Annotated in this window: 17 protein-coding genes; 7 read left to right on the top strand and 10 right to left on the bottom strand. The window is 65.4% G+C overall.

Translation table 11 applies throughout. The features are described 5' to 3' along the window. The first annotated feature begins 25 nt into the window (after nt 1-25). The 3 genes from ACIPZ5_RS11060 (at nt 26) to ACIPZ5_RS11050 (ending at nt 4,749) form a co-directional block, all read left to right on the top strand. On the top strand, nt 26-1,984 hold the full coding sequence (locus ACIPZ5_RS11060; protein WP_400808567.1) for an acetoacetate--CoA ligase: 1,959 nt from the start codon (nt 26-28) through the stop codon (nt 1,982-1,984). Between the two features lie 36 nt (nt 1,985-2,020). Then, entirely contained in the window at nt 2,021-2,296 is a 276-nt protein-coding gene (locus ACIPZ5_RS11055; RefSeq protein ID WP_261940030.1) for a peptidylprolyl isomerase, read from the top strand. 134 nt (nt 2,297-2,430) lie between these two features. Beyond that, nucleotides 2,431-4,749: an autotransporter outer membrane beta-barrel domain-containing protein gene (locus tag ACIPZ5_RS11050; protein ID WP_400808565.1), complete on the top strand. Its 2,319-nt coding sequence runs from the start codon at nt 2,431-2,433 to the stop codon at nt 4,747-4,749. On the opposite strand, the gene ACIPZ5_RS11045 is transcribed toward ACIPZ5_RS11050, so the two are convergent. Further along, the gene (locus ACIPZ5_RS11045) at nt 4,746-5,369 is read right to left on the bottom strand and encodes a LysE family translocator (RefSeq protein WP_261940031.1); all 624 of its coding nucleotides are present in this window, start codon (nt 5,367-5,369) and stop codon (nt 4,746-4,748) included. The genes ACIPZ5_RS11050 and ACIPZ5_RS11045 overlap by 4 nt on opposite strands. A gap of 132 nt (nt 5,370-5,501) precedes the next feature. Between ACIPZ5_RS11045 and ACIPZ5_RS11040 the strand changes: the two genes are divergently transcribed. Further along, nucleotides 5,502-6,320 (top strand): AraC family transcriptional regulator, encoded by an 819-nt coding sequence (locus ACIPZ5_RS11040; protein ID WP_400808562.1) that lies wholly within the window; start codon nt 5,502-5,504, stop codon nt 6,318-6,320. Between the two features lie 62 nt (nt 6,321-6,382). Then, nucleotides 6,383-6,997: a LysE family translocator gene (locus ACIPZ5_RS11035; protein ID WP_400808559.1), complete on the top strand. Its 615-nt coding sequence runs from the start codon at nt 6,383-6,385 to the stop codon at nt 6,995-6,997. On the opposite strand, the gene ACIPZ5_RS11030 is transcribed toward ACIPZ5_RS11035, so the two are convergent. Continuing rightward, entirely contained in the window at nt 6,945-7,670 is a 726-nt protein-coding gene (locus ACIPZ5_RS11030) for a metallophosphoesterase (RefSeq protein ID WP_400808557.1), read from the bottom strand. The genes ACIPZ5_RS11035 and ACIPZ5_RS11030 overlap by 53 nt on opposite strands. A 75-nt stretch (nt 7,671-7,745) precedes the next feature. On the opposite strand from ACIPZ5_RS11030, the gene ACIPZ5_RS11025 reads away from it, so the two are divergent. Both ACIPZ5_RS11025 and ACIPZ5_RS11020 read left to right on the top strand, forming a co-directional pair. Beyond that, nucleotides 7,746-8,261 carry a DUF3016 domain-containing protein gene (locus ACIPZ5_RS11025; RefSeq protein WP_261940035.1) on the top strand — a complete coding sequence of 172 codons (516 nt, stop codon included), beginning with the start codon at nt 7,746-7,748 and terminating at the stop codon, nt 8,259-8,261. Nucleotides 8,262-8,339: 78 nt separating this feature from the next. Next, nucleotides 8,340-9,083, top strand: a complete 744-nt coding sequence (locus ACIPZ5_RS11020; RefSeq protein WP_400808555.1) for a carbon-nitrogen hydrolase family protein — start codon at nt 8,340-8,342, stop codon at nt 9,081-9,083. Between the two features lie 119 nt (nt 9,084-9,202). Here ACIPZ5_RS11020 and ACIPZ5_RS11015 read toward each other — a convergent pair whose 3' ends face one another. The 8 genes from ACIPZ5_RS11015 to ACIPZ5_RS10980 form a co-directional block, all read right to left on the bottom strand. Continuing rightward, nucleotides 9,203-9,703 (bottom strand): methylated-DNA--[protein]-cysteine S-methyltransferase, encoded by a 501-nt coding sequence (locus ACIPZ5_RS11015; RefSeq protein WP_400808553.1) that lies wholly within the window; start codon nt 9,701-9,703, stop codon nt 9,203-9,205. Nucleotides 9,704-9,781: 78 nt separating this feature from the next. Then, nucleotides 9,782-11,428: a fatty acid--CoA ligase gene (locus ACIPZ5_RS11010; RefSeq protein ID WP_400808550.1), complete on the bottom strand. Its 1,647-nt coding sequence runs from the start codon at nt 11,426-11,428 to the stop codon at nt 9,782-9,784. An 11-nt stretch (nt 11,429-11,439) separates the two neighbouring features. Continuing rightward, nucleotides 11,440-13,209, bottom strand: a complete 1,770-nt coding sequence (locus ACIPZ5_RS11005; RefSeq protein WP_400808547.1) for an acyl-CoA dehydrogenase C-terminal domain-containing protein — start codon at nt 13,207-13,209, stop codon at nt 11,440-11,442. Further along, nucleotides 13,202-15,667: an RND family transporter gene (locus tag ACIPZ5_RS11000; RefSeq protein WP_400808545.1), complete on the bottom strand. Its 2,466-nt coding sequence runs from the start codon at nt 15,665-15,667 to the stop codon at nt 13,202-13,204. Before ACIPZ5_RS11000 ends, ACIPZ5_RS11005 begins: the two co-directional genes overlap by 8 nt. Continuing rightward, nucleotides 15,667-16,644 (bottom strand): YCF48-related protein, encoded by a 978-nt coding sequence (locus tag ACIPZ5_RS10995; RefSeq protein ID WP_261940041.1) that lies wholly within the window; start codon nt 16,642-16,644, stop codon nt 15,667-15,669. The genes ACIPZ5_RS11000 and ACIPZ5_RS10995 overlap by 1 nt, the downstream gene beginning before the upstream one ends. 22 nt (nt 16,645-16,666) lie before the next feature. Next, nucleotides 16,667-18,025 carry a DUF1329 domain-containing protein gene (locus ACIPZ5_RS10990; protein ID WP_400808543.1) on the bottom strand — a complete coding sequence of 453 codons (1,359 nt, stop codon included), beginning with the start codon at nt 18,023-18,025 and terminating at the stop codon, nt 16,667-16,669. A 38-nt stretch (nt 18,026-18,063) separates the two neighbouring features. Further along, complete coding sequence (locus ACIPZ5_RS10985; RefSeq protein WP_400808540.1) at nt 18,064-20,019, bottom strand: DUF1302 domain-containing protein; 1,956 nt, start codon at nt 20,017-20,019, stop codon at nt 18,064-18,066. Between the two features lie 86 nt (nt 20,020-20,105). Then, a complete protein-coding gene (locus tag ACIPZ5_RS10980) occupies nt 20,106-20,672 on the bottom strand; it encodes an alpha/beta hydrolase (RefSeq protein ID WP_313713152.1) in 567 nt (188 codons plus the stop codon). Between the last annotated feature and the right edge of the window lie 155 nt (nt 20,673-20,827).

Genomic DNA, 20,827 nt, shown 5'->3' with positions numbered 1-20,827 from the left:
CTCAAGCAGTATCGGGAGGTTCGGCATGAACGACGTGCTCTGGCGCCCCTCCACGGCGCAGATCGAAGCCAGCCGGATGGATGCCTTCCGCCGCCGGGTCAACCTGCGCTACAACCTGCAGCTCAACGACTATGCGGCCTTGCACCGCTGGAGCATCGAGCAGCGCGCGGCCTTCTGGCAAACCCTTGCCGACTATTTCCAGGTGGCCTGGCACACCCCGCCCAGCCAGATCCTCAGCGAAGGTGCGCTTATGCCTCAAGCCCGCTGGTTCAGCGGCGCCACCCTGAATTTCGCCGAACACCTGCTGCGTCGGCGTGACGACCGACCTGCACTGGTTTCTGTTCGCGAAGATGGCCAGCGGGTAGTCTTCACCCATGCCCGACTGGCCGCCGAAGTCGCGGGCCTGCAGAAGGCGTTCAAGGCCGCCGGCATCGAGCCCGGAGACCGCATCGCCGCCGTGATGCCCAACACCTGGCAGACCCTGGTGGCGATGCTCACCTGCAGCAGTCTTGGCGCGGTCTGGTCGACGTCTTCGCCAGAGTTCGGCCTGCACGGCATCATCGACCGGTTTGGCCAGATCGAACCGAAACTGCTGTTGGTCTGCGCCGGTTATCAATACGCCGGCAAGTCGATCGATCAGGTCGACAAGATCAACCAGGTCTGCGCCCAGCTTCCGGGGCTGCAGCAGTTGATCGTGGTGCCTTATACCCGCCCCCAGACCCAAGCGTCCGAATTCAACGCCGCCAAGGTCAGCCTGTGGGACGACTTCTACAAGGCCGGCGGCGAACCTTTATTTGCTTCGCTGCCATTCGACCACCCGCTGTACATCCTCTATTCCAGCGGCACCACCGGTGTGCCCAAGTGCATCGTCCACCGCGCCGGTGGCGTGCTGCTGCAGCACCTCAAGGAACACGGCCTGCACAACGACCTGAAGGCCGACGACGTACTGTTCTACTACACCACCTGTGGCTGGATGATGTGGAACTGGCTGGCCAGCGGCCTGGCCATCGGTGCCACCCTGGTGCTGTACGACGGCTCGCCATTCCACCCCGGCCCCGAGCGCCTGCTCGACCTGATCGACGCCGAACGCATCCAGGCCTTCGGCACCAGTGCCAAGTACCTGGCCGCGCTGGAGCAGCAAGGGCTGGAGCCTGCGCGCAGTCATAGGCTGGACAGCCTGCAACTGATCCTCTCCACCGGTTCGCCCTTGTCGCCCCACAGCTACGACTACGTGTACAGCAAGATCAAGGCCGACCTGTGCCTGGCGTCGATGTCCGGGGGTACCGATATCGTCTCGTGCTTCGTGCTCGGCAACCCGACCCTGCCGGTGCGCCGCGGCGAGATGGCCTGCAAGGGCCTGGGCATGGCGGTGGAGGTGTGGAACGAACAGGGCCAGCCGGTGCTCGATGAAAAAGGCGAGCTGGTCTGCACCCGCAACTTCCCGTCGATGCCCTTGGGCTTCTGGAACGACGACGACGGCAGTCGCTACCACAACGCCTATTTCAGCCAGTTCCCCGGGGTCTGGGCACAGGGCGACTACGCCGAGCAGCGCAGCAGCGGCGGCCTGCTGATACATGGCCGCTCCGATGCCGTGCTCAACCCGGGCGGTGTGCGGATCGGCACCGCAGAGATCTACCGCCAGGTGGAAAAGGTCGAAGAAGTGCTGGAAAGCGTGGCCATCGGCCAGGACTGGCACGGCGATGTGCGCGTGGTGCTGTTCGTGCGCCTGCGCGATGGCCTGCAACTGGACGACGCCCTGCGCCAGCGCATTCGCCAGGTGATCCGCCAGTACACCACGCCGCGCCATGTGCCGGCGGTGATCGCCCAGGTCAGCGACATCCCGCGCACCATCAGCGGCAAGCTGGTGGAACTGGCCATCCGCAATGTGGTGCACGGGCTGCCGGTGAAAAATACCGATGCCCTGGCCAACCCCCAGGCGCTGGAGCAGTTTCGTGACCGCACGGAGCTGCGTGATCAGGCATAATGGCGCCCTTTTTTTGCCCCGAAGCACAGGTGTCCCATGAAAGCTCAAGCCCGCCACATCCTGGTCAAGACCGCTGACGAAGCCGAAAAGCTCAAACAACGCATCGCCAACGGCGAAGCTTTCGATGTGCTGGCCAGGAAGTTCTCCATCTGCCCTTCGGGCAAGCGTGGCGGCGACCTCGGTGAAATCCGCCCCGGGCAGATGGTAGGCGCGATCGACCAGGTGATCTTCAAGAAGCCCCTGCGCGTGGTCCATGGCCCGATCAAGAGCAAGTTCGGCTTCCACCTGGTGCAGACCTTCTACCGCGACTGATAGCTACGGGCCACCTGACATTTTTGCCAGTTGTCCCTTGTTCGCGCATTACATACAACTCAGGCAGGGCCGAAACGGCACAAGAGATGCCGCCTCAGGTAGTGGTCCCTTCAAATGGACACGGAGACCTGCCGATGCGTTGCCCTCGCCTGCTGCTGCCTGCTGTTTTTTCTCTGCTCCCCTTGCCGCTGATCGTTCATGCCCAAGCCTTGGTGGTTTCGCCTGGCGATAACCTGGGCGCGATCGTGCAGACCTCAGCCATCGACGATTACAGGATGACCGGCGGGAGGGTGCAATCGCTCAACCAAGGGCAAGGCTACGACACGTTCTACATGGCTGGCGGGTGGATCGTCGTTGCATTCGAGGACGGCGACTACGCGATCTTCGCTGGCGGGCGTATTGGCCGGGTCGACCTCAAGCTGGCCAACAACTACTTCGCTATGTCCCAGGACCTTGGTATCGAGACCCGGATCGATGGCAATCTGGTCAGTGGTTTCGACAACGACATCATCATTTTTAGCGGCGGCACTATAGGTGGCAACATCAGCACCAGCGGCGGTACCGACGACATCACCATCAGCGGCGGCCTGTTAAAAGGCAATGTACTGGCCAGCACGGGAGACGACCGCTTCACCTGGACAGGCGGCCGCATTGGCGGCAAGGTCGATATGGGCCCAGGTGATGACCATGCAAGCATCGTTGGCCTCGACTCCGGCACGTTGGTCACCGTACTGGACGGAGGTCGCGGCAATGACAGCCTGGTATTCGAGAACAGCCAGGTCAATGGCGGAGCCCGGTATGTCAATTGGGAAGCAATCGGTCTGTTCGAAAACAGCCGCCTCACACTCGACGATACCTTGACCCTTGGTGATGGCACCCCTGAGCAACCTGGCAGCGGCACGGGTGACCTGCTCATTGACGGCAGCAGTACGCTGATATCCCGCCAGGGATCGATCAGCGCCATCAGCGAAGGGCAAAAGGCAACGCTGCACAGTGCAGGCACCATCGACTTGACGACGGGCAATGACGCCCTAGGCCACCTGACCATCCATGGCAACTACCAAGGTGACAATGGCCTGCTGCGGGTGAACAGCGTGCTCGCGGGCGACGGCGCGGCATCCGACCGGCTGGTGGTCAGCCAGGGCAGCATCAGCGGCAGCACGCGCCTGGAGGTCAACAACCTGGGTGGCAGCGGCGCCGCCACGCACCAGAACGGCATCCAGGTCGTCGAAGCCCGTGATGGCGCCACCAGCACCGCCACGGCCTTTGTGCAGACACAGACACTCTCTGTCGGTGCCTACGACTACCGGCTGTTCAAAGGCGGTGTGACCGCTGGCAGCGAAAACAGCTGGTACCTGCGCTCGACGCTGGTGGCAACCCCTGCCCCCCAAGCACCAGGCGAACCTCCGGTCGAGCCCGCAGCGACCCCGCCCGTGGCTGCGCCGGCCCCCGGCCAGGCCGAGCTGCCAGCCCCGGTGGCTGGCGTCAGCGTGCCTTTGTATCGACCAGAAGTACCGGTTTATGCCGCAGCCCCACGGGGTGCGGCGATCATTGCCCGTCAGGCCCTGGGCACCTTCCACCAGCGCCAGGGTGACCAACAGCTGCTGACCGGCCAAGGCGCCCTGCCCGCCAGCTGGGGCCAGGCCTACGGCGGCGCGCTGCGCGAGCAATGGAGCGGCACCGTAAGCCCGAGCCTGGACGGCAATCTGTATGGTTTCAAGGTGGGTCAGGACCTGTATGCCAAGCTCAGCGATAACGGCTATCGCCAGCATCTGGGCCTGTATGTCAGCCACAGCCGTCTGGATGCCGATGTCAAAGGCTTCGCGTTGGCAGTAGAGGACCGCAGCGTCGGTGACCTGAAGCTCGATGGCGACAGTGTCGGCGGCTACTGGACGCTGGTTGGCCCGCAAGGTTGGTACCTCGACAGCGTGCTGCAGTATACGAAACTCGATGGCCGCGCCCGTTCCGAGCGGGGTGACAAGCTGAACATCGACGGCCACGCCTGGACCGCATCGCTGGAGTCCGGCTACCCGATCAGCGTGTCCGAACGCTGGACCCTGGAGCCCCAAGCCCAGCTGATTGCCCAGAAAGTCTCGCTGGACAGCGCCAACGACAGCATCTCGCACGTCAGCCACAACGCTCAGATCGAGCTGACCGGCCGGCTCGGCGTGCGCCTTGAAGGTGCCTTCAGCGCCAGCAATGGCCGCCTGCTGCAACCCTATGCTCAGCTCAACCTATGGCACGGCGACGGCGGCCGCGACACCTTGACGTTCGATGGGGTGGACAAGATCAAGACCGATTACCGCTACACCTCGCTGCAGCTGGAAACCGGCCTGGTCGTCCAAGTCAGCGAGGCGCTGAGCCTGCATGGCGGCGTGCAGTACACGAGCAATCTGGACAGCCGCCAACAGGAAAGCAGTGCCGCAAACGTGGGCCTGCGCTTCAATTTCTAACGGCGCGCCGCCAGCAGGCCGAGGCCGGCGCAACCGAGCAGCGAGGCGCTGACCCGGTTGAACAGCCGGCGCGGGCCGGGCTGGCTGAACCAGCGCTGCATGTAGGCGCCCAGGCCTGAGTAAATGGCGATGGCCGCCCACTCAAGCAGCAGGAACAAAACGCCCAGCCAGAGGAACTGCTCGCTTACCGGGGTGGCGCTGCCGACCGTTACGAACTGGGGCAGGAAAGCGGTAAAGATCAGGATGGCTTTCGGGTTGCCCGCCGCTACCCAGAACTCCTGGCGCGCCAGGCGCCAGGTTCCGCGCGGGTGATCACTGGCCATCACGGCCTCGCCCACCGGGGCGCGCCACAGCTGCCAGGCGATGTAGAACAGGTACGCCGCACCCACCACCTTGATTGCCAGGAACAGGTATTCGCTGGTGTGCAGCACCACCGCCAGGCCCATGGCGGCCAGGGCGATCATGCCGCTGAAGGCGAGAATCCGCCCGCCACCGGCCACGCAGGCGGTGCGCAGGCCGTAGCGGCTGGCATTGTGCAGCGACAACAGGTTGTTCGGCCCCGGCGCCATGTTCAGGGCAAAGCAGGCAGGGATGAATAGCAACAGGCTCGACAGGTCCATTTTGTTCTCCAGGCAAATCAGACGCTACTGTCGATGCCAGGCGGGGGCCGGGTCAAGGTACAGCCAACGGCAAAAACTGTACGGTCAAGCGCCCGGCGCTGCTAAGCTGCCGAGCTGATCGAGGAACCCATCATGCCCACTGCCCGCTCCCAGCTCTGGCGCGACCCGGCACTGCCCTGGGTGGAAAGCCGCCGTGCCTGCCATAGCCGCGCCTGCTACAAGGCGCACAGTCACCCGACCTTCTCCATCGGCGCTGTGGATGCCGGCAGCAGCTGTTTCAGCGGCGCTGGTGACGGGCAAGAGCACCTGACGCCGGGCACCCTGGTGCTGGTGCCAGCGCAGCGGGTACATGCCTGCAACCCCGAACCCGGCCAAGCCTGGAGCTACCAGATGCTGCATGTGGATGCCGGCTGGCTGGCGCAGTTGCGCCTGGAGTCAGGGCTCGCAGCCGCCAGGCCGGGTGCCCCTGCGCGGATCAGCCGGGAACCGGCGCTGTACCGCGAATTCTGCGCATTGAACGACCTGCTCTTCTCGGCAGCGAGCAGCCGCGAAAAGGAAGCAGCGCTGGTGGCATTCCTCGGCGATCACGATTTTTCGGCGCAACCGGCATCGCTCGCAGCCCCCTCGCCTGCGCTGGAAATGCCGTCCTTGCGTGGGCTGATCGAACATATCGAAGCGCAAGACCTGGCGCACCTGAGCCTTGAGCAGCTGGCCGGGCAAGCGGGCCTTGGCCGCTATCAACTGATCCGCGCGTTTCGCGCCGCCACCGGGCTGACACCCCATGCCTACCTGCTCAACGCGCGGGTCAACCGTGGCCGGCTACTGCTGCGTGACGGGCTGGCGCTGGCCGACGTTGCCTACCAGCTGGGCTTTGCCGACCAGAGCCACTTCCAGCGGGTGTTCAAAGCCCATGTCGGGGTGACCCCGGGGCAGTACCGGCACGTGCAATAATCTTCAATACCGGCGCCAGGGCAGCAGCCCAGACTGCGGCTTTCCCCCCGAGAAAGCCCACCATGGAGCAGTTTTTGATCGTCGCCCTCGCCCACTTCCTCGCCCTGCTTTCGCCGGGGCCCGATTTCTTTCTGGTGGCCCGCACATCTGTCGCAGCGGGTTGGCGTGTGGCCAGCGGGGCCTGCCTGGGCATCGCCCTGGCCAATGGCCTGTTCATTGCCACGGCCTTCGCCGGCCTGGCCATCCTGCGCGAAGGCAGTGTGCTGTTCATCAGCTTGCAACTGGCCGGTGCCGGCTACCTGCTTTACATCGGCCAGCTATTCCTGCGCCATGCGGGTAGCAGCGAGCTGACGGCCGTTGCTGCGCAGGGTTTGGTCAAGGGTTGGTGGCGTGGCCTGGGCATGGGTTTTGTGTCCGGCGTGCTGAACCCCAAGAACGCGCTGTTCTATGCCAGCCTTGCCGGCATGGTGGCCAGCAGCAGCGCAGGCTGGAAGTGGCTCTACAGTGCCTGGATGTTCAGCATCGTGCTGCTGTGGGACCTGTTGGTGGCTGCAGCCATAGGCAACAGACGACTGCTGCGGCGCTTCGTGCGTGCCCTGCCGTGGCTGGAGCGGGCCTGCGGGGTCATGCTGATGGGGCTGGCCGGGGCACTGCTGATTCATCTGCTGCCGGGCTGACCAGACGCAGGCTGGCCAGGTCCATCAGGCTGAAATGGCCACTGGCCCAGCCGCCGGTGTCGAGGTGCCAGACATTGCCCAGCTGCTTGGCCCGCAACACAGGCGTATGCCCGACCAGCAAGGCGCGCAGCCCTGCCACGACCTCGGTGTTGCCGTCCTTCAGGCGCTGACGCGACCACTGGCAAACCTCGCGAACGCCCGCGTCGTCATCGAACAGCAGGCTATCGCGCAATGCCTGCCAGTCGTTGAAAGGGCTGTCGGCATGCAGCAGACCGATCAGGCCGGCGTGGGTCTGTACCTCCAAGGCAATCGGCAACTGCAGAAACTGTTCGACAAAGACCGCCTGCTCGCGCCTGGGCTTATCGATGAACCAGCCACCGCCCGCTGCACGGTACATGTCCAGATCCAGGCGCCCGCCACGCAGGTACGTGATCGCCAGCGATTCATGGTTGCCCTGCACCGCATGGAACCACGGCTGCTCCAGCCACCACAGGCATGCTTCACTGTGCGGGCCGCGGTCGACCAGGTCGCCGACGCTGAACAGCCGGTCCACTGCGGAGTCGAAACCCACTGCATCCAGGCATTGCTCCAGCCGCCGGAAATGACCATGGATATCGCCCACGGCCAAGTCACGCCCCTTGTTGTTGGCGGCTACCCGCCGAAACCGGCTCATTACAATGTTCCTCTGCTGGCGCGCCCTGGGCGGCGTAAAATGGAGCGACACGCAGCCCGCCCCCGGAGGTGCATCATGCGTAACGCTCTTGTGTGTGCCGTGCTCATGGCGCTGTCATTCAACAGCATGGCACAAGGCACCCCGCCTGCGCAGGTCGAGGTGCGTTTCGACCACCCGGAAAAATTCCGCGACGCCAGCCTCGATGGCCCAGGCTATGAACGCGGCGCCGACCCCTATGTGATGAAGACCCTGACCGTGTACCTGCAGAAGCTCGGCCAGCGCTACCTGCAGCCCGGCCAGCAGCTGGTCATCGACATTCGCGACATCGACCTGGCCGGCCGCTACGAGCCGTGGCACAGCCAGGCCTACGATGTGCGCTTCATGCGCGACATCACCTGGCCGACCATTGACCTGAGCTACACCCTGAGCCAGCCCGGCAAGCCCGACCAACAGGCCAAGGAGCGGGTCAGCGACAAGATGTACCTGAGCCGCCCAGGCCGGGCTTCTCACAGCAGCGACCGGCTGTATGCGGAAAAGGCCATGCTCGACGACTGGTTCCGTCAACGTTTTGGCCCGCACTCGACGTCCTGAAGCAACCCATTGCTGGTACAGGCGAGTGTGTCGGGGGTATGCTCGGCCTTTCGACCTGTACCAGGGATGGGACGCACCATGAAACTCTGTGCCGTACAACTGGCGTCGCGCAAAGGCGACCTGGCGGTCAACCTGGACCGCCATCTGCGCTGCATCGAGCAAGCCGCGGCACTGGGCGCCGAGCTGGTGGTGTTCCCGGAACTGTCGTTGACCGGTTACGAGCCGACCGTTGCACGCCAGGTGGCCCTGCCAGTGACTTCTGCCCGCCTCGGGCCCTTGCAGGCGCTTTGTGATGAGCTGGCAATCAGCGTGGCCGTGGGGCTGCCATTGCCGACCGCCGAAGGCATTCGCATCGGCATGCCCATTCTGCGCCCAGGCCTGCCACCCCTGGCGTACGCCAAGCAGCGCCTGCATGACGATGAACGGCCGTTCTTCACGGCCGGTGATCAACCACTGGTGTTCGAAGCAGGGACACTGCAGATCGCTCCGGCCATCTGCTATGAGTCGATGTTCATCGAACATGCCGAGCAGGCCCATGCGCAAGGTGCCGAGCTGTATCTGGTCAGCGTGGCCAAGACCGCCAAAGGCATGCGCGAAGGCAACGAGCATTACCCGGAGGTGGCACGCACCCTGGGCATGCCGGTATTGCTGGCCAACTGCGTGGGGCCGGCCGACAACTTCATTGGCGCCGGGGGTTCAGCAGCCTGGGACAGCCAGGGCAACCTGCTGGCAGCGCTGGATGACAAGGCTGAAGGCCTGATTCTGCTGGATACCGCCGGCAACCTCGCATTCGGCGTGCCGCTGGCTGCTTCTGCTACCTGAAGTCATGCCTGTACTGGCCCTTTCGCGGGCAAGCCCGCTGCCACAGGACTACCACAGGTTTGCAGGGGTGGTGATCCTGTGGGAGCGGGCTTGCCCGCGAAGAGGCCGGTGAAGGCAAATCACAGGTCCAGGGCCAGGCTCTGCCGCCCTTCCAGCGCCAGCAGATACTGCTTGGCCGGCAAACCACCGGCAAACCCGGTCAGGCTCCCGGACGCACCAATCACCCGGTGACACGGGGCAATGATCGAGATCGGGTTGCGCCCGTTGGCCGCGCCCACTGCCCGCACGGCACTGGGGTTGCCGATCTGCCGGGCGATGTCGCTGTAGCTGCGGGTCTGGCCAAAGGGAATGGTCAGCAAGGCCGCCCACACCTGGCGTTGGAACTCGGTTCCGGCAAAGTCCAGTTCCAGCTCGAAATGCTGCCGCGTGCCGGCGAAGTACTCGCCCAGTTGGCGGGCCGTTTCGCACAGCATCGGGTGGCGGTCATCGCGGTGCAACTCGCCCAGCCGCACGCGGTTCTCGCGCTCCTCCTCCCACAACACGGCGGCAAGCCGCTCGCCGCGTGCCACCAGGGTCAGGGTGCCGACCGGAGACGACATGAACGTAAAGGCGCTGGACATCGGAATTCCCTACGGCTAACCAGTTTCAGCGCACTTTAACGTCGCCCGCCGCCTGCCGCACCCGCTTTCTTGCGCCGGTTATTCGGTGAGCAGTGCCTGCCTGATCAGCTTCTTGTCAACCTTGCCCACGCTGGTTTTCGGGATCTGCTCTACACAACGCACCTGCCGCGGAATCGCCCACTTGTTCAGCTGGCCGCTGGCGACAAAAGGCTGTAGATGCTCGGCCAGTGCTGCGGCCTCCAGTGGCCGGCCATCGCGGCACACCAGCAATGCCAACGGCTGCTCGCCCCACTGTGGGTCCGGTACGCCGATCACTGCCACTGCCTCGACGGCCGGGTGCTGGCTGATCAGGCTTTCCAGCTCGACCGAGCTGATCCACTCGCCGCCGGTCTTGATCACATCCTTGATCCGGTCGCGGATGCGCACCACGCCGCCCGCGTCGATGCAGGCCAGGTCACCGGTATGCAGCCAGCCATCGCGCCACAGCGCGGCGCCTTGCTCCGCCTCCTTGAGGTAACCCTGGGTCAACCATGGCGCGCGAACCACCACTTCACCCAGGCGTTCACCATCGTGCGGCACGTCCAGGCCGGCGTCATCGACGATACGCAGGTCGACCAGCACGATCGGCACGCCGGCGTTTATGCGCAGCGGCACCTGCTCGGCCACCGGCAACGTCAGGTCCTGCGCGCTCAGGCGGGTGACGCTGAGCAGCGGGCAGCTTTCCGACATGCCATAGCCGCAATGCACACGAATGCCGCGATGGCTGGCCCGTTGCGCCAGCCCGACGGTCAATGCGCTGCCGCCGAGCAGCATCTTCCAGCCGACCAGGTCGGTACGCCGGCCCTCGTCGCTGTCGAGCATCATCTGCAGCACGGTCGGCACGCAGTGCGAGAAGGTCACGCCCTCCTCCCGGTACAGCCGCACCAGGCGGTTGGGCTCGTAGCGCCCCGGGTAGACCTGCTTGATGCCCAGCGCCGTGGCCACATAAGGCACGCCCCAGGCATGCACATGGAACATCGGCGTGATCGGCATGTACACGTCGCCCTCACGCAACAGGGGCTCGGCGCCGCAGGCAGCCAGGGTTGCCTGCTCGGCCAAGGTGTGCAGCACCAACTGGCGATGGCTGAAGTACACACCCTTGGGGTGGCCGGTGGTACCGGTGGTGTAGAACAGCGTCGCCAGGGAATGCTCGTCGAAATCGGGGAAGTCGAAGCTGGCGCAAGCCGCGCTCAGCAGTGCCTCGTACTCGCCCAGCGTGGGCAGTGTCGGCTGGTCACAGGCGCCATCGCTGAGGCGGATGAAGCCTTGCACGGTTGGCAAATCCTCGCGCAGCTGCGCCATCAGCGGCAGGAAGTCGTCATGCACCAGCACCAGCCGGTCTTCGGCATGGTTCATGGTATAGCGGACCTGCTCGGCCGACAGCCGCACGTTGACGGTATGCAACACCGCGCCGAGCATCGGCACGGCGAAGAAGCACTCCAGGGCGCGGTGGCTGTCCCAGTCGAGCAAGGCGACGGTGTCGCCAGGCCTGACCCCGGCCTCGGTGAGCACGTTGGCCAGGCGCTGGATACGTTCGACCAGCGTCGTGTAGCTGTAGCGCAACTGGTCGGCGTAGACGATTTCCTGGTTCGGCTGGTAGCGCACGCCAGACAACAGCAGGCGCTTGATCAGCAGCGGGTAGCCGTAGGCCTGGTCGGCGGCTGGCATGATACGGGTGGTGGTCATCGCGGCATCCTTCACAGCAGGTCGGCATCGAGCAGGTACAGGCTGCTGCTACCCGCCTTGACGCTGGCACTCAGCGAGTGGATGCGCGGCAGCAGGCGTGCGTAGTAGAACCTCGCGGTGGCCAGTTTGCTCTGGTGGAACGGCTCAGGTTGCGCCGTGTTCAGGGCGACTTCGGCCATGCGTGCCCAGAGGTAGGCATAGAGCGTGTAACCGAACACCTGCAGGTATTCCACCGAGGCGGCACCGATCTCCCGAGGGTCGCCCTGGCCACGGTCGAGGACCCAGGCGGTCAGTTCGTCGAGGTTGTGCATGGCCGCCAGCAACGGCGTGCCGAATTCGGCAGGCAACGTTGCGGCGTACGCGCTGATCTCTGCTGACAACTGGCGATACGCCTGGCCACCGTCGCCCAGCAGTTTGCGCCCCACCAGGTCGAGGGCCTGGATGCCGTTGGCACCTTCGTAGATCTGGGTGATGCGGCAATCGCGAATCAACTGTTCCTGGCCCCATTCACGGATGTAACCGTGGCCACCGAACACCTGCTGGCCATGCACGGTTGTTTCCAGCCCCATGTCGGTGAGAAAGGCCTTGGCCACCGGGGTCAGCAACGCCACCTTGGCCTCGGCCAGGCGGCGGGCGCCGGCATCCTCGCTGTACTTGGCCAGGTCCAGCTGCAGCGCCACGTAGGTGGAGAATGCCCGCCCGCCTTCGTTCAGGGCCTTCATGGTCAGCAGCATGCGCCGCACATCCGGGTGCACGATGATCGGGTCGGCAGCCTGCCCCGGCACCTCGGCGCCGCTCGGGGCGCGGCCCTGCTGGCGGTCACGGGCATAGGCGATGGCATTCTGGTAGGAGCGCTCGCCCAGGGCCAGGCCCTGGATACCCACGCCCAGGCGCTCGTAGTTCATCATGGTGAACATGGCATTGAGGCCCTTGTTCGGCTCGCCGACCAGGTAACCGATGGCGCCGTCGAAGTTCATCACGCAGGTGGCCGAGGCCTTGATGCCCATCTTGTGCTCGATCGAGCCGCAGCTGACGGCATTGGCCTCGCCCAGCGCGCCATCGTCGTCGACCAGCACTTTGGGCACCAGGAACAGGGAAATGCCCTTGGCACCGGCGGGTGCGTCGGGCAAGCGGGCCAGCACCAGGTGGATGATGTTCTCGGTCAGGTCCTGTTCACCGCCGGTAATGAAGATCTTGGTGCCGCTGACCCGGTAACGGCCATCGGCCGCCGGTTCCGCGCGGGTGCGCAGCAGGCCCAGGTCGGTGCCGCAGTGCGGCTCGGTCAGGCACATCGAGCCGGTCCAGCGCCCTTCGTACATCGCTGGCAGGTAACGGGCCTTGAGCGGTTCGCTGGCGTGGTTGAGCAGCGACAGGCACGCGCCTGCGGTGAGCATCGGGTACAGGCCAAACGACAGGTTGGCAGCGTTGAGCATCTCTTCGAGCTGGGCACCGATCACCTTCGGCATGCCCATGCCGCCGTACTCCGGCGCGCCAGCGACCCCCACCCAGCCATCTTCGGCAAACGCCCGGTAGGCGTCGGCAAAGCCATCCGGGGTGGTCACGCGGCCGTCTTCCCAGCGGCAACCCTGTTCATCACCTGTGCGGTTGAGCGGCGCCACCACCTCGGCAATCAGCTTGCCGGCCTGTTCGAGCACGGCCCGGGCAGTGTCGGCGTCGACCTGCTCGGCCAGTGCCGGGGTCTGCGCCCACCAGGCCGGGATATCGAACACTTCGTTGAACAGGAAATCCATGTCGCGCAGTGGCGGAAGGTAATCAGACATGAGGCGAACACTCGGTTTCTTGGGTTGACGTACGTGACGCGGCACGGGCCCGGCTCGCCGCCGGGGCGCCATGGCCGCGCAGGAGGAAGTGCGACAGCGCCGGGATCAGCACCAGCGCGCCGAGCATGTTCCAGAGGAACATGAAGGTCAGCAGCAGGCCCATGTCGGCCTGGAACTTGATCGGCGACCAGGCCCAACCGACCACGCCGGCGGCCAGGGTGATGCCCACCAGCCCGACCACGCGCCCGGTGAACGCCACGGCCTTCTGGTAGGCCTGGGCCAGCGGCAGGCCGGCGCGCTGGTGATGCAGCTGCACGCTGAGCAGGTACAACGCGTAGTCGACGCCAATGCCCACACCCAGGGCGATCACCGGCAAGGTGGCGACCTTGACGCCGATGCCCATGGCCACCATCAGCGCTTCGCACAGCAGCGAGGTGAGCATCAGCGGCAGGATCGCCACCAGGGTGGCGCGCCAGCTGCGGAAGGTGAACAGGCAGAACAGGGTGACAGCCAGGTACACCAGCAACAGCATGCGGTGGTTGGCTTCGCGCACGACGATATTGGTGGCGGCCTCGATACCGGCGCTGCCGGCGGCCAGCAGGAACTGGCGTTCCTCGCCGCTGTTGGCCTGGGCGAAGCGCTCGGCGGTGGCGGCGACCTGCGCCAGGGTGTCGGCGCGGTGGTCCTTGAGGTAGGCGATCACCGGCATCAGCGAGCAGTCGTTGTTGAACAGCTCCGGGGTGTTGACCGAAGCCTGCTGGGCCGCGTAGTTGAGCACGTCCTGGTTGCGCTGCAGGCTGTTCAGGCGCGGGTTGCCCTCGTAGGTGCCGGCGGTGATCTGGCGCACCGCGTTGGCCAGCGACAAGGTGGTCTGCACCCCGGGCAGCTGCTGCAGCTCCCAGGCCAGGCGGTCGGCCAGCACCAGCGTCTGGTAGCGCAGGCAGCCTTCCGGCGGCGTCTTGACCATCACCGCGAAGGTGTCGCTGCTCAGTGCGTAGTGGCGGGTGATGAAGGCGTTGTCGCGGTTGTAGCGCGAGTCGGCGCGCAGCTCCGGGGCACCGCTGTCGAGGTCGCCGATCTTTAGTTGCAGGCTGCCCCACACCCCGACGGCGGCCAGGGCCACGGCCACCAGCAAGGCGCCCGTGGCCCACTTGCGCTCGGTGAAGCGGTCGAGCAGGTCCCACAAGCGGCCAAAGCCACGGTGCTGCGCCGCGCGGGCATCGATGTACAACGCGCGCTCGGCAGCCTTGCGGCCCACGCCGACATACGACAGCGCCACCGGCATCAGCAGCAGCGAGGTGAAGATCAGCACCGCCACGCCGATGCTGGCGGTGATGGCCAGGTCCTGGATCACCGGGATATCGATCAGCATCAGCACGGCAAAGCCTACGGCGTCCGCCAGCAGCGCGGTGACCCCGGCCACGAACAGGCGGCGGAAGGTGTAGCGTGCGGCGATCTGCCGGTGGGTGCCACGGCCGATGTCCTGGAGGATGCCGTTCATCTTCTGCGCGGCGTGCGAGACGCCGATGGCGAAGATCAGGAACGGCACCAGGATCGAGTACGGGTCGATGGCATAGCCCAGCCAGGCGACGATGCCCAGCTGCCAGACCACCGCTGTCAGCGAACACAGCACCACCAGCAAGGTGCTGCGCACGCAGCGGGTGTACAGGTAGATGATCACCAGGCTGGTGACCACGGCCAAGGCAAAGAACGCCATCACCTGGATCAGCCCGTCGATCAGGTCGCCCATCAACTTGGCGAAGCCGATCACGTGTATCTGATACTGGCCGCTGGCCTGGTACTGGCTGCGCAGGTGCTCGAGCTTTTGCGAGAAGGCGTGGTAGTCGATGCCTTTGCCGGTGGCCGAATCCTGATCCAGCAGCGGCACGATCAGCATGCTCGACTTGAAGTCGCGGGCCACCAGGCTGCCGACGATGTTGGCGCGCTCGATGTTCTGGCGCAGCTGCTCGATGTCGGCAGCCCCGCCCTGGTAGCCATCGGGCATCACCGGGCCGCCCTGGAAGCCTTGTTCGGTGACCTCGGTCCAGCGCACTGCCGGGCTCCACAGCGATTTCATCCAGGCGCGGTCGACGCCGTCACTGAGGAACAGCTCGTCGTTGATCTGGCGCAGGGTCTGCAGGTAGTCGGGGTCGAAGATGTCGCCGCGGGTGTTCTCCACCACCACCCGCACCGAGTTGCCCAGGCCGCGCAGCGACGGGCGGTTTTCCAGGTAGTTCTGAATGTAGGGGTGGCTCTGCGGCAGCATCTTCTCGAAGCTGGGGCGCAGTTCCAGGCGGGTCAGTGCCATGTAGCCCAGCACCAGGGTGGTCAGGAGCATGCACAGCACAAAGGCCAGGCGATGGTTGAACACCAGGCGCTCCAGGCGATTGCCCGAACGGGGGTCGAAGTCGGCGAGGTTGTGGATCACCGGCAGTGGGTCTTGGCGGATATCGGCCATCAGGGTCTTCTCTCGTCGAAGGTGCGCACGCCCCGCTCGCCCACCAGCACCAGCCCGGTAGCGGCGGTGCTGGCAAGCGCGGTCACCGGGCCGCGTGTGGCTTGTGGCTGCGGGCTGAAGCTGGCGCCGCCATCGCGGCTGAGCAGCAGGTCGCCAGCCTGGCTGGCCAGCCAGACATCGCCGGCAGCCGTGAGGCTCGCGGCCGTCAGGCTGGTCTGCACGCCACTGCTGACCGGCTGCCATTGCTGGCCGCCGTCGGTGCTGCGGTAGGCATTGCCACGCAAGCCGTAGATCACCAGCAGCCCGGGTTTGCCCACGGCTCCGAACAAGGTGCCGGCATAGGGCGTCGGCACCTGGGTGAAGCGCTCACCAGCGGCATCCAGCTTGAGCAAAAGGCCCTGCTCGCCGGTGATGTACAGCGCCTCACCAACCGGCGCCAGGCTGGTCAGGTGCAAGCCTTGCGGGTTGTCGCTGTGGTCCTGCCACGGCAACCAGTGCTGGCCGCCGTCCTCGGTGCGCAGCAACAGGTTGAACAGGCCTACGGCATAGCCATGCTGGTCATCGCTGAACCACACATCGAGCAAGGTGCTGTCGCTGCCGTCGGCCAGCGCACGCCCATCGAGCTGCTTTTCCCAGTGCTGGCCACCGTCACGGCTGTGCAGCACCACACCGTCGTTACCCACCGCCCAACCCTGCTCGGCGGTGGCGAAGCTGACGGCATTGAGGTCGGCACTGACCGGCACCTGGGCCTGCTGCCAGTGCGCGCCCTGGTCGTCGGAATACAGGATGTGCCCACGCGGGCCCACCGCCACCAGGCGCTCACCGGCCCGGGTCACATCCCGCAGCGCACTGCTGGCGGCCAATGCACTGGGCATCGCCGGTAGGTCCAGCACGTCGGTGAAAGGCGCTGCCTGGGCCGCGCCTTGCAGCGCAACCCAGCACAGCATCGCCACGCTGCATCGTTTGAAGACAGACATTGCGAACCTCTGCGCCATGCGCTCAGCGGATGCCGTTGCCGGCCAGAGATTCAGGCGACCACTGGGCCTTGGACAGCGGGTCGATGTAGCGGATACCGCCATAGGCACCGACCACGCCGTTGAGGTTGTAGGTGCCGCCGACCAGGTCGTAGATCATGAACGGCGTGGCGTCCGGGGTCTGCTTGTCGTAGCTCTGGGTCAGGAAGGCGAACGAGCCACGGTACAGCTGGCCGCGGGCGTCGTACTGGTCGGAGGCCAGGGCGACCCAGCTGTCCTCGTCGAGGTAGAAGCGGCGCTTGTGATAGATGTGCCGCGCACCGCCCTTGAGCTTGCCTTCCACCACCCACACACGGTGTTTTTCCCAGCGCACGAACTGCGGGGCAAGGTGGTTGGGGGTGATCAGCTGCTTGACGTCGGTGTTGTAGGTCAGCTGGTAGGTGTTGTACGGCACGTACATTTCCTGCTTGCCGACCAGGGTCCAGTCGTAGCGGTCGAGGGCGCCGTTGAAGACGAACACGTCATCGTAGGTGCCGGAGCCCGAGGTGCCTGGGTTGGGCGTGTCGTAGGCCAGATTCGGCGCCAGCTTGACCCGGCGCTGCCCAGGCAGGTACTGCCAGGCGCTGCGCGGCTGCACCAGCGGGTTGGCGGCATCGCGCAGCATCATTGCTTCGCCGGCGCGGCGGGCGGGGCCGGTGTACACCAGTTTCATCTGGTAGTACGTGTCCTTGGCGCCGATGGGCTTGTTCATGTCTTCGTAGATCGGGTAACTGATGTTGGCCTGGCCGGTGGTCGACAGCGTGGGCTTGCCGGCCGCATCGACGTTCCACGAATCGTACTTGGCGGTCATGCTCACGCCCTGATAGCGCAGCAGGAAGTTCCACATCGCCTCGGCGCCGTTCTGCGGGATCGGGAACGGGATGCCCGGCAGCACGTTGTTCACGGCGGTGCCACCCTCCTGGCTGTTGGCGCCGGTGGCGTTCTTCAGGGTGTTGTCCAGCACCGCCTGGGGCAGCGCGACGCTGCGGTGGGTCGGGTAGACATCGACGCGCATGGTCGGGAAGCGCTTGAGCAGCTCAAGGGTGGTGGCCGTCAGTTGGGCCTTGTACTGCTCGGCGTTCTTGCCATCGATGACCAACAGCGGTTTGTCGCTGGCGAAAGGGTCGGGGCGCATGCTGGCGCCGCTCTGGTAGCTGGCGGGCGGCGTCAGCAGGCCGCCCTGGTAGGCCGGGATCGAACCATCGGCGTTGGCGGCCTTTTCCGCGCCCAGGGTGGTCAGGCTCTTGCCCAGCTTGGCAGCCTGGTCAGGGGATACCGCGGCGTGGGCCGCGTTGAAGGCAGCCAGCGACAGGCACGTGGCCAACAGGGTGTTCACGTAGTTCATGATTGTTGTTTTCCTGTGAAGTCTGTGGGGGACAGGTCTCAGAACGTGGTCTTGAGGGTCAGGTACAGGGCGCCACGGTCTTCGGTGGTGGCACCACCGCCGGAGAAGGAGGCATAGCCGCCGCCGTAGCAGGTGTAGTCCTGTTCGCCGTCGAGGGCGTTCGGCGTGCTGCCGTCGGTTTGTCCATCCTTGCAGGACTGGGTCTTGCCGAAGCTGTCGACGTACTTGAGGTCGACGAAGTACTGGTTGTAGATGGCGGCGCTGACGCCGACCGCATAGTTGCCGGTGTCCTTGGCACCGCCGCCCTGCACCGGCGACACCCCGTCGATGCCGACGTTGACCGACAGTGGCAGGCTCAGGTCCATGCCTGGCAGCACCTGGAACCAGGTGGGCGTGAAGTTGACGGCGATGCCCCAGTTGTCGCGGGTCGGCTGGTCGATGCCGCGGTAGCTGCGCTTGCCCTTGTACAAGGCCTCGTTGTGGCCATCGAGCTTGAGCAGGTTGCTGTAGAACAGCTCGCCGAGCAGGGTCGCCGAGTCGAACAGCGGCGTGTTGCCGATGGTCATCAGGCCGTTGAGGGTCCAGTGCAGGGTTTCGCCGGTGGCGCTCAGGCTGTCGCCGTCCTTGGGCACGTCGTAGATCACCCCGCTGCTCGCCAGGCGTGGCGGCAGCAGGCCGAAGCCGCCACCCAGGCCAGCGGTGCCAGGGGCGCTGACGATGGCCGGGATGCTCGCCAGGGGCATGTGGTGGCGAATGTTGAGGTCGCTGCCGACGCTGACGCCGCCGATGTCCTTGGACAGGCTCAGGCCATAGATGTCGATGTCGTCGGCATAGGCGAACTGGTAGGTGGTGCTCTGCAGCGAGTTGTACAGGTTGCCGACGGCCCCCTGGCGGCTGCCGGGCGGGTTGCCGAACGGGCCCCTGGCCACGGTCATGCCACGGGCATCGAGCCAGGCCTGGGGCAGGATCTCGGAGGTCTTGCGGTAGTAGAAGCCCAGGGTGCCACCGAGCCACTCGGGCGACCACTTGGCCATGACGCCCCAGTCGCCGCTGTTGCGCGGGGTAAGGTCGTCGCCTCGGCGGATGGTGGTGAGCGCACCACGCACCGGGATCAGCCCGGGGGTGCCGGTGTGGCCAAGCAGGAAGCTCTGGGCGCCCTCGCCCACCACGTCGGAGCCGCCATAGTAAGTGCCGGCCTCAGGCAGGCGCGCGGCATCCCAGTCGAAGAAGTACTGCGCGCCCAGGGTCAGTTCGGGGTTGACCATGAACGACGTGGACAACTGGTTGCGCGGTACGAACAGTTCCTTGGCTTCGGTACCGGGTGAAGCCGCCAGCTTGGCCAGGTCCAGCCCGGACTGGCCGTAGCTCAGCGAGTGCACCGGGTTGAGCAGGGTTTCACCCCAGAACAGGTTGTGCTGGCCGACTTTGGCGCTGACCTGCGACTGCTCGCCCACCTCGCGGCTGAAGAACACGAAGGCATCCAGCACTTCGCCTGACGGGCCGCTGTAGTAGCGCTGGGCATAGTTGCTCAGGTGGGGGCTGCCCAGTGGCACGCCGGTGCCCGGCAGGCCGTTGAGGCTGGGGTTGATGCCGGACTGGTCACCGTTGCCGTTGACGAACGGGTTGCTGTTGGAGCCGGTGTTGTCATACGCCTTGTCGTACCAGCTGGCGGTGCTGACACGAAAGCCGGTGTTGCCCTGGTAGACCACGTCCAGCTCGGTCAGCAGGTCGACCCGATTGGTGACCGTGGTGCCGGCCTTGCGGAAGTTGTAATCACCGTCGTTGCTGTTGGGCGTGCCCAGCATGCGTTTGTCGGCACTTTCGGTGCGTACGCCATAGTTGTACTTGACCGTGTTGTCGAAGCGCACGGCCCAGTCTTCGCTACCGGTGGTGACTTCGATGGCGTGCGCGCCGGGCAGGCTGAGCAGGCTGATGGCGCAGGCGAGCAGGCAGCGCTGTGGCTTCACAGCACGGTGAATGCGGTGTTCTGGCATTGCGATGACTCCACTTATTGTTCTTGTTGTATTGGGCCGCCCGTCATCTGCGGGCTTGGCCTGGGCATCCGTGCGCGGTTGGCGGATCAGTGGTCCAGGCGGCGAATCAGGTTTTCGGCCAGCGGCCAGGGGCCGAAGCCGGCTGCCGGGTTGAGGTGGCCGACCGCGCCCAGGGCGACCAGCTCGCTGCCCCAGGCCTGGGCCATGGCACCGGCGGCGTCGAAACTGGCCAGGTGGTCGTTGCTGCTGGCAGCGACGATGCTGGGGAATGGCAGCGGCGCCATCGGCAAGGGCGACCAGCCCTGCTCGGCCAGACGTTGCGGGCTGGGGTAATGGGCCGGCCACTGGGCGTCCAGGTCAGGCGGTGCGGCCAGCAATGCGCCCTTGATCGGCCGCTGGTAGCGGGCCGCCCAGTGAGCCACCATCAACACGCCAGCGCTGTGCGCCACCAGCACCACCTCACCGTCGATCTGCTCCAGCTCGCGCTGGATGGCTTCGACACGGGCGTTGCAGCTGAGCCCGTCGACCTGCAGCGGTGGCACGCTGCGGACCTTGGCCAGGCGCGCTTCGAGCAGGGTTTGCCAATGCTCGCTGACATGATCGCGCAGGCCGGGGATGATCAGCACGGTGGCGGCGGTTTGCAGTTTTTCCACGTCGGAACCTCGTTTTGCATCGGGGCTTGGATCGGGTACGAGGTTCACAGTAATGAGGGGGCTCGGCGGGTGCTTCACATTGCGCGTCAGTGGCTTTTCATTTGATGACAAGGCGCTGTTGCGGGCTTGTGCTTCTCAATTGATGACACGCAGGC

Source organism: Pseudomonas sp. NPDC089428 (genome assembly GCF_044749325.1).
Classification (GTDB): Bacteria; Pseudomonadota; Gammaproteobacteria; order Pseudomonadales; family Pseudomonadaceae; genus Aquipseudomonas.
The sequence above is the reverse complement of the archived record's forward strand: the minus strand, read 5'-3'. Positions and strand labels throughout refer to the sequence as shown.

Excerpts from the sequence above, each read along its gene's own strand:
- ACIPZ5_RS11060 (WP_400808567.1), top strand. The coding sequence starts at position 26 with ATGAACGACGTGCTCTGGCGCCCCTCCACGGCGCAGATCGAAGCCAGC.
- ACIPZ5_RS11055 (WP_261940030.1), top strand. The coding sequence starts at position 2,021 with ATGAAAGCTCAAGCCCGCCACATCCTGGTCAAGACCGCTGACGAAGCC.
- ACIPZ5_RS11050 (WP_400808565.1), top strand. The coding sequence starts at position 2,431 with ATGCGTTGCCCTCGCCTGCTGCTGCCTGCTGTTTTTTCTCTGCTCCCC.
- ACIPZ5_RS11045 (WP_261940031.1), bottom strand. The coding sequence starts at position 5,369 with ATGGACCTGTCGAGCCTGTTGCTATTCATCCCTGCCTGCTTTGCCCTG.
- ACIPZ5_RS11040 (WP_400808562.1), top strand. The coding sequence starts at position 5,502 with ATGCCCACTGCCCGCTCCCAGCTCTGGCGCGACCCGGCACTGCCCTGG.
- ACIPZ5_RS11035 (WP_400808559.1), top strand. The coding sequence starts at position 6,383 with ATGGAGCAGTTTTTGATCGTCGCCCTCGCCCACTTCCTCGCCCTGCTT.
- ACIPZ5_RS11030 (WP_400808557.1), bottom strand. The coding sequence starts at position 7,670 with ATGAGCCGGTTTCGGCGGGTAGCCGCCAACAACAAGGGGCGTGACTTG.
- ACIPZ5_RS11025 (WP_261940035.1), top strand. The coding sequence starts at position 7,746 with ATGCGTAACGCTCTTGTGTGTGCCGTGCTCATGGCGCTGTCATTCAAC.
- ACIPZ5_RS11020 (WP_400808555.1), top strand. The coding sequence starts at position 8,340 with ATGAAACTCTGTGCCGTACAACTGGCGTCGCGCAAAGGCGACCTGGCG.
- ACIPZ5_RS11015 (WP_400808553.1), bottom strand. The coding sequence starts at position 9,703 with ATGTCCAGCGCCTTTACGTTCATGTCGTCTCCGGTCGGCACCCTGACC.
- ACIPZ5_RS11010 (WP_400808550.1), bottom strand. The coding sequence starts at position 11,428 with ATGACCACCACCCGTATCATGCCAGCCGCCGACCAGGCCTACGGCTAC.
- ACIPZ5_RS11005 (WP_400808547.1), bottom strand. The coding sequence starts at position 13,209 with ATGTCTGATTACCTTCCGCCACTGCGCGACATGGATTTCCTGTTCAAC.
- ACIPZ5_RS11000 (WP_400808545.1), bottom strand. The coding sequence starts at position 15,667 with ATGGCCGATATCCGCCAAGACCCACTGCCGGTGATCCACAACCTCGCC.
- ACIPZ5_RS10995 (WP_261940041.1), bottom strand. The coding sequence starts at position 16,644 with ATGTCTGTCTTCAAACGATGCAGCGTGGCGATGCTGTGCTGGGTTGCG.
- ACIPZ5_RS10990 (WP_400808543.1), bottom strand. The coding sequence starts at position 18,025 with ATGAACTACGTGAACACCCTGTTGGCCACGTGCCTGTCGCTGGCTGCC.
- ACIPZ5_RS10985 (WP_400808540.1), bottom strand. The coding sequence starts at position 20,019 with ATGCCAGAACACCGCATTCACCGTGCTGTGAAGCCACAGCGCTGCCTG.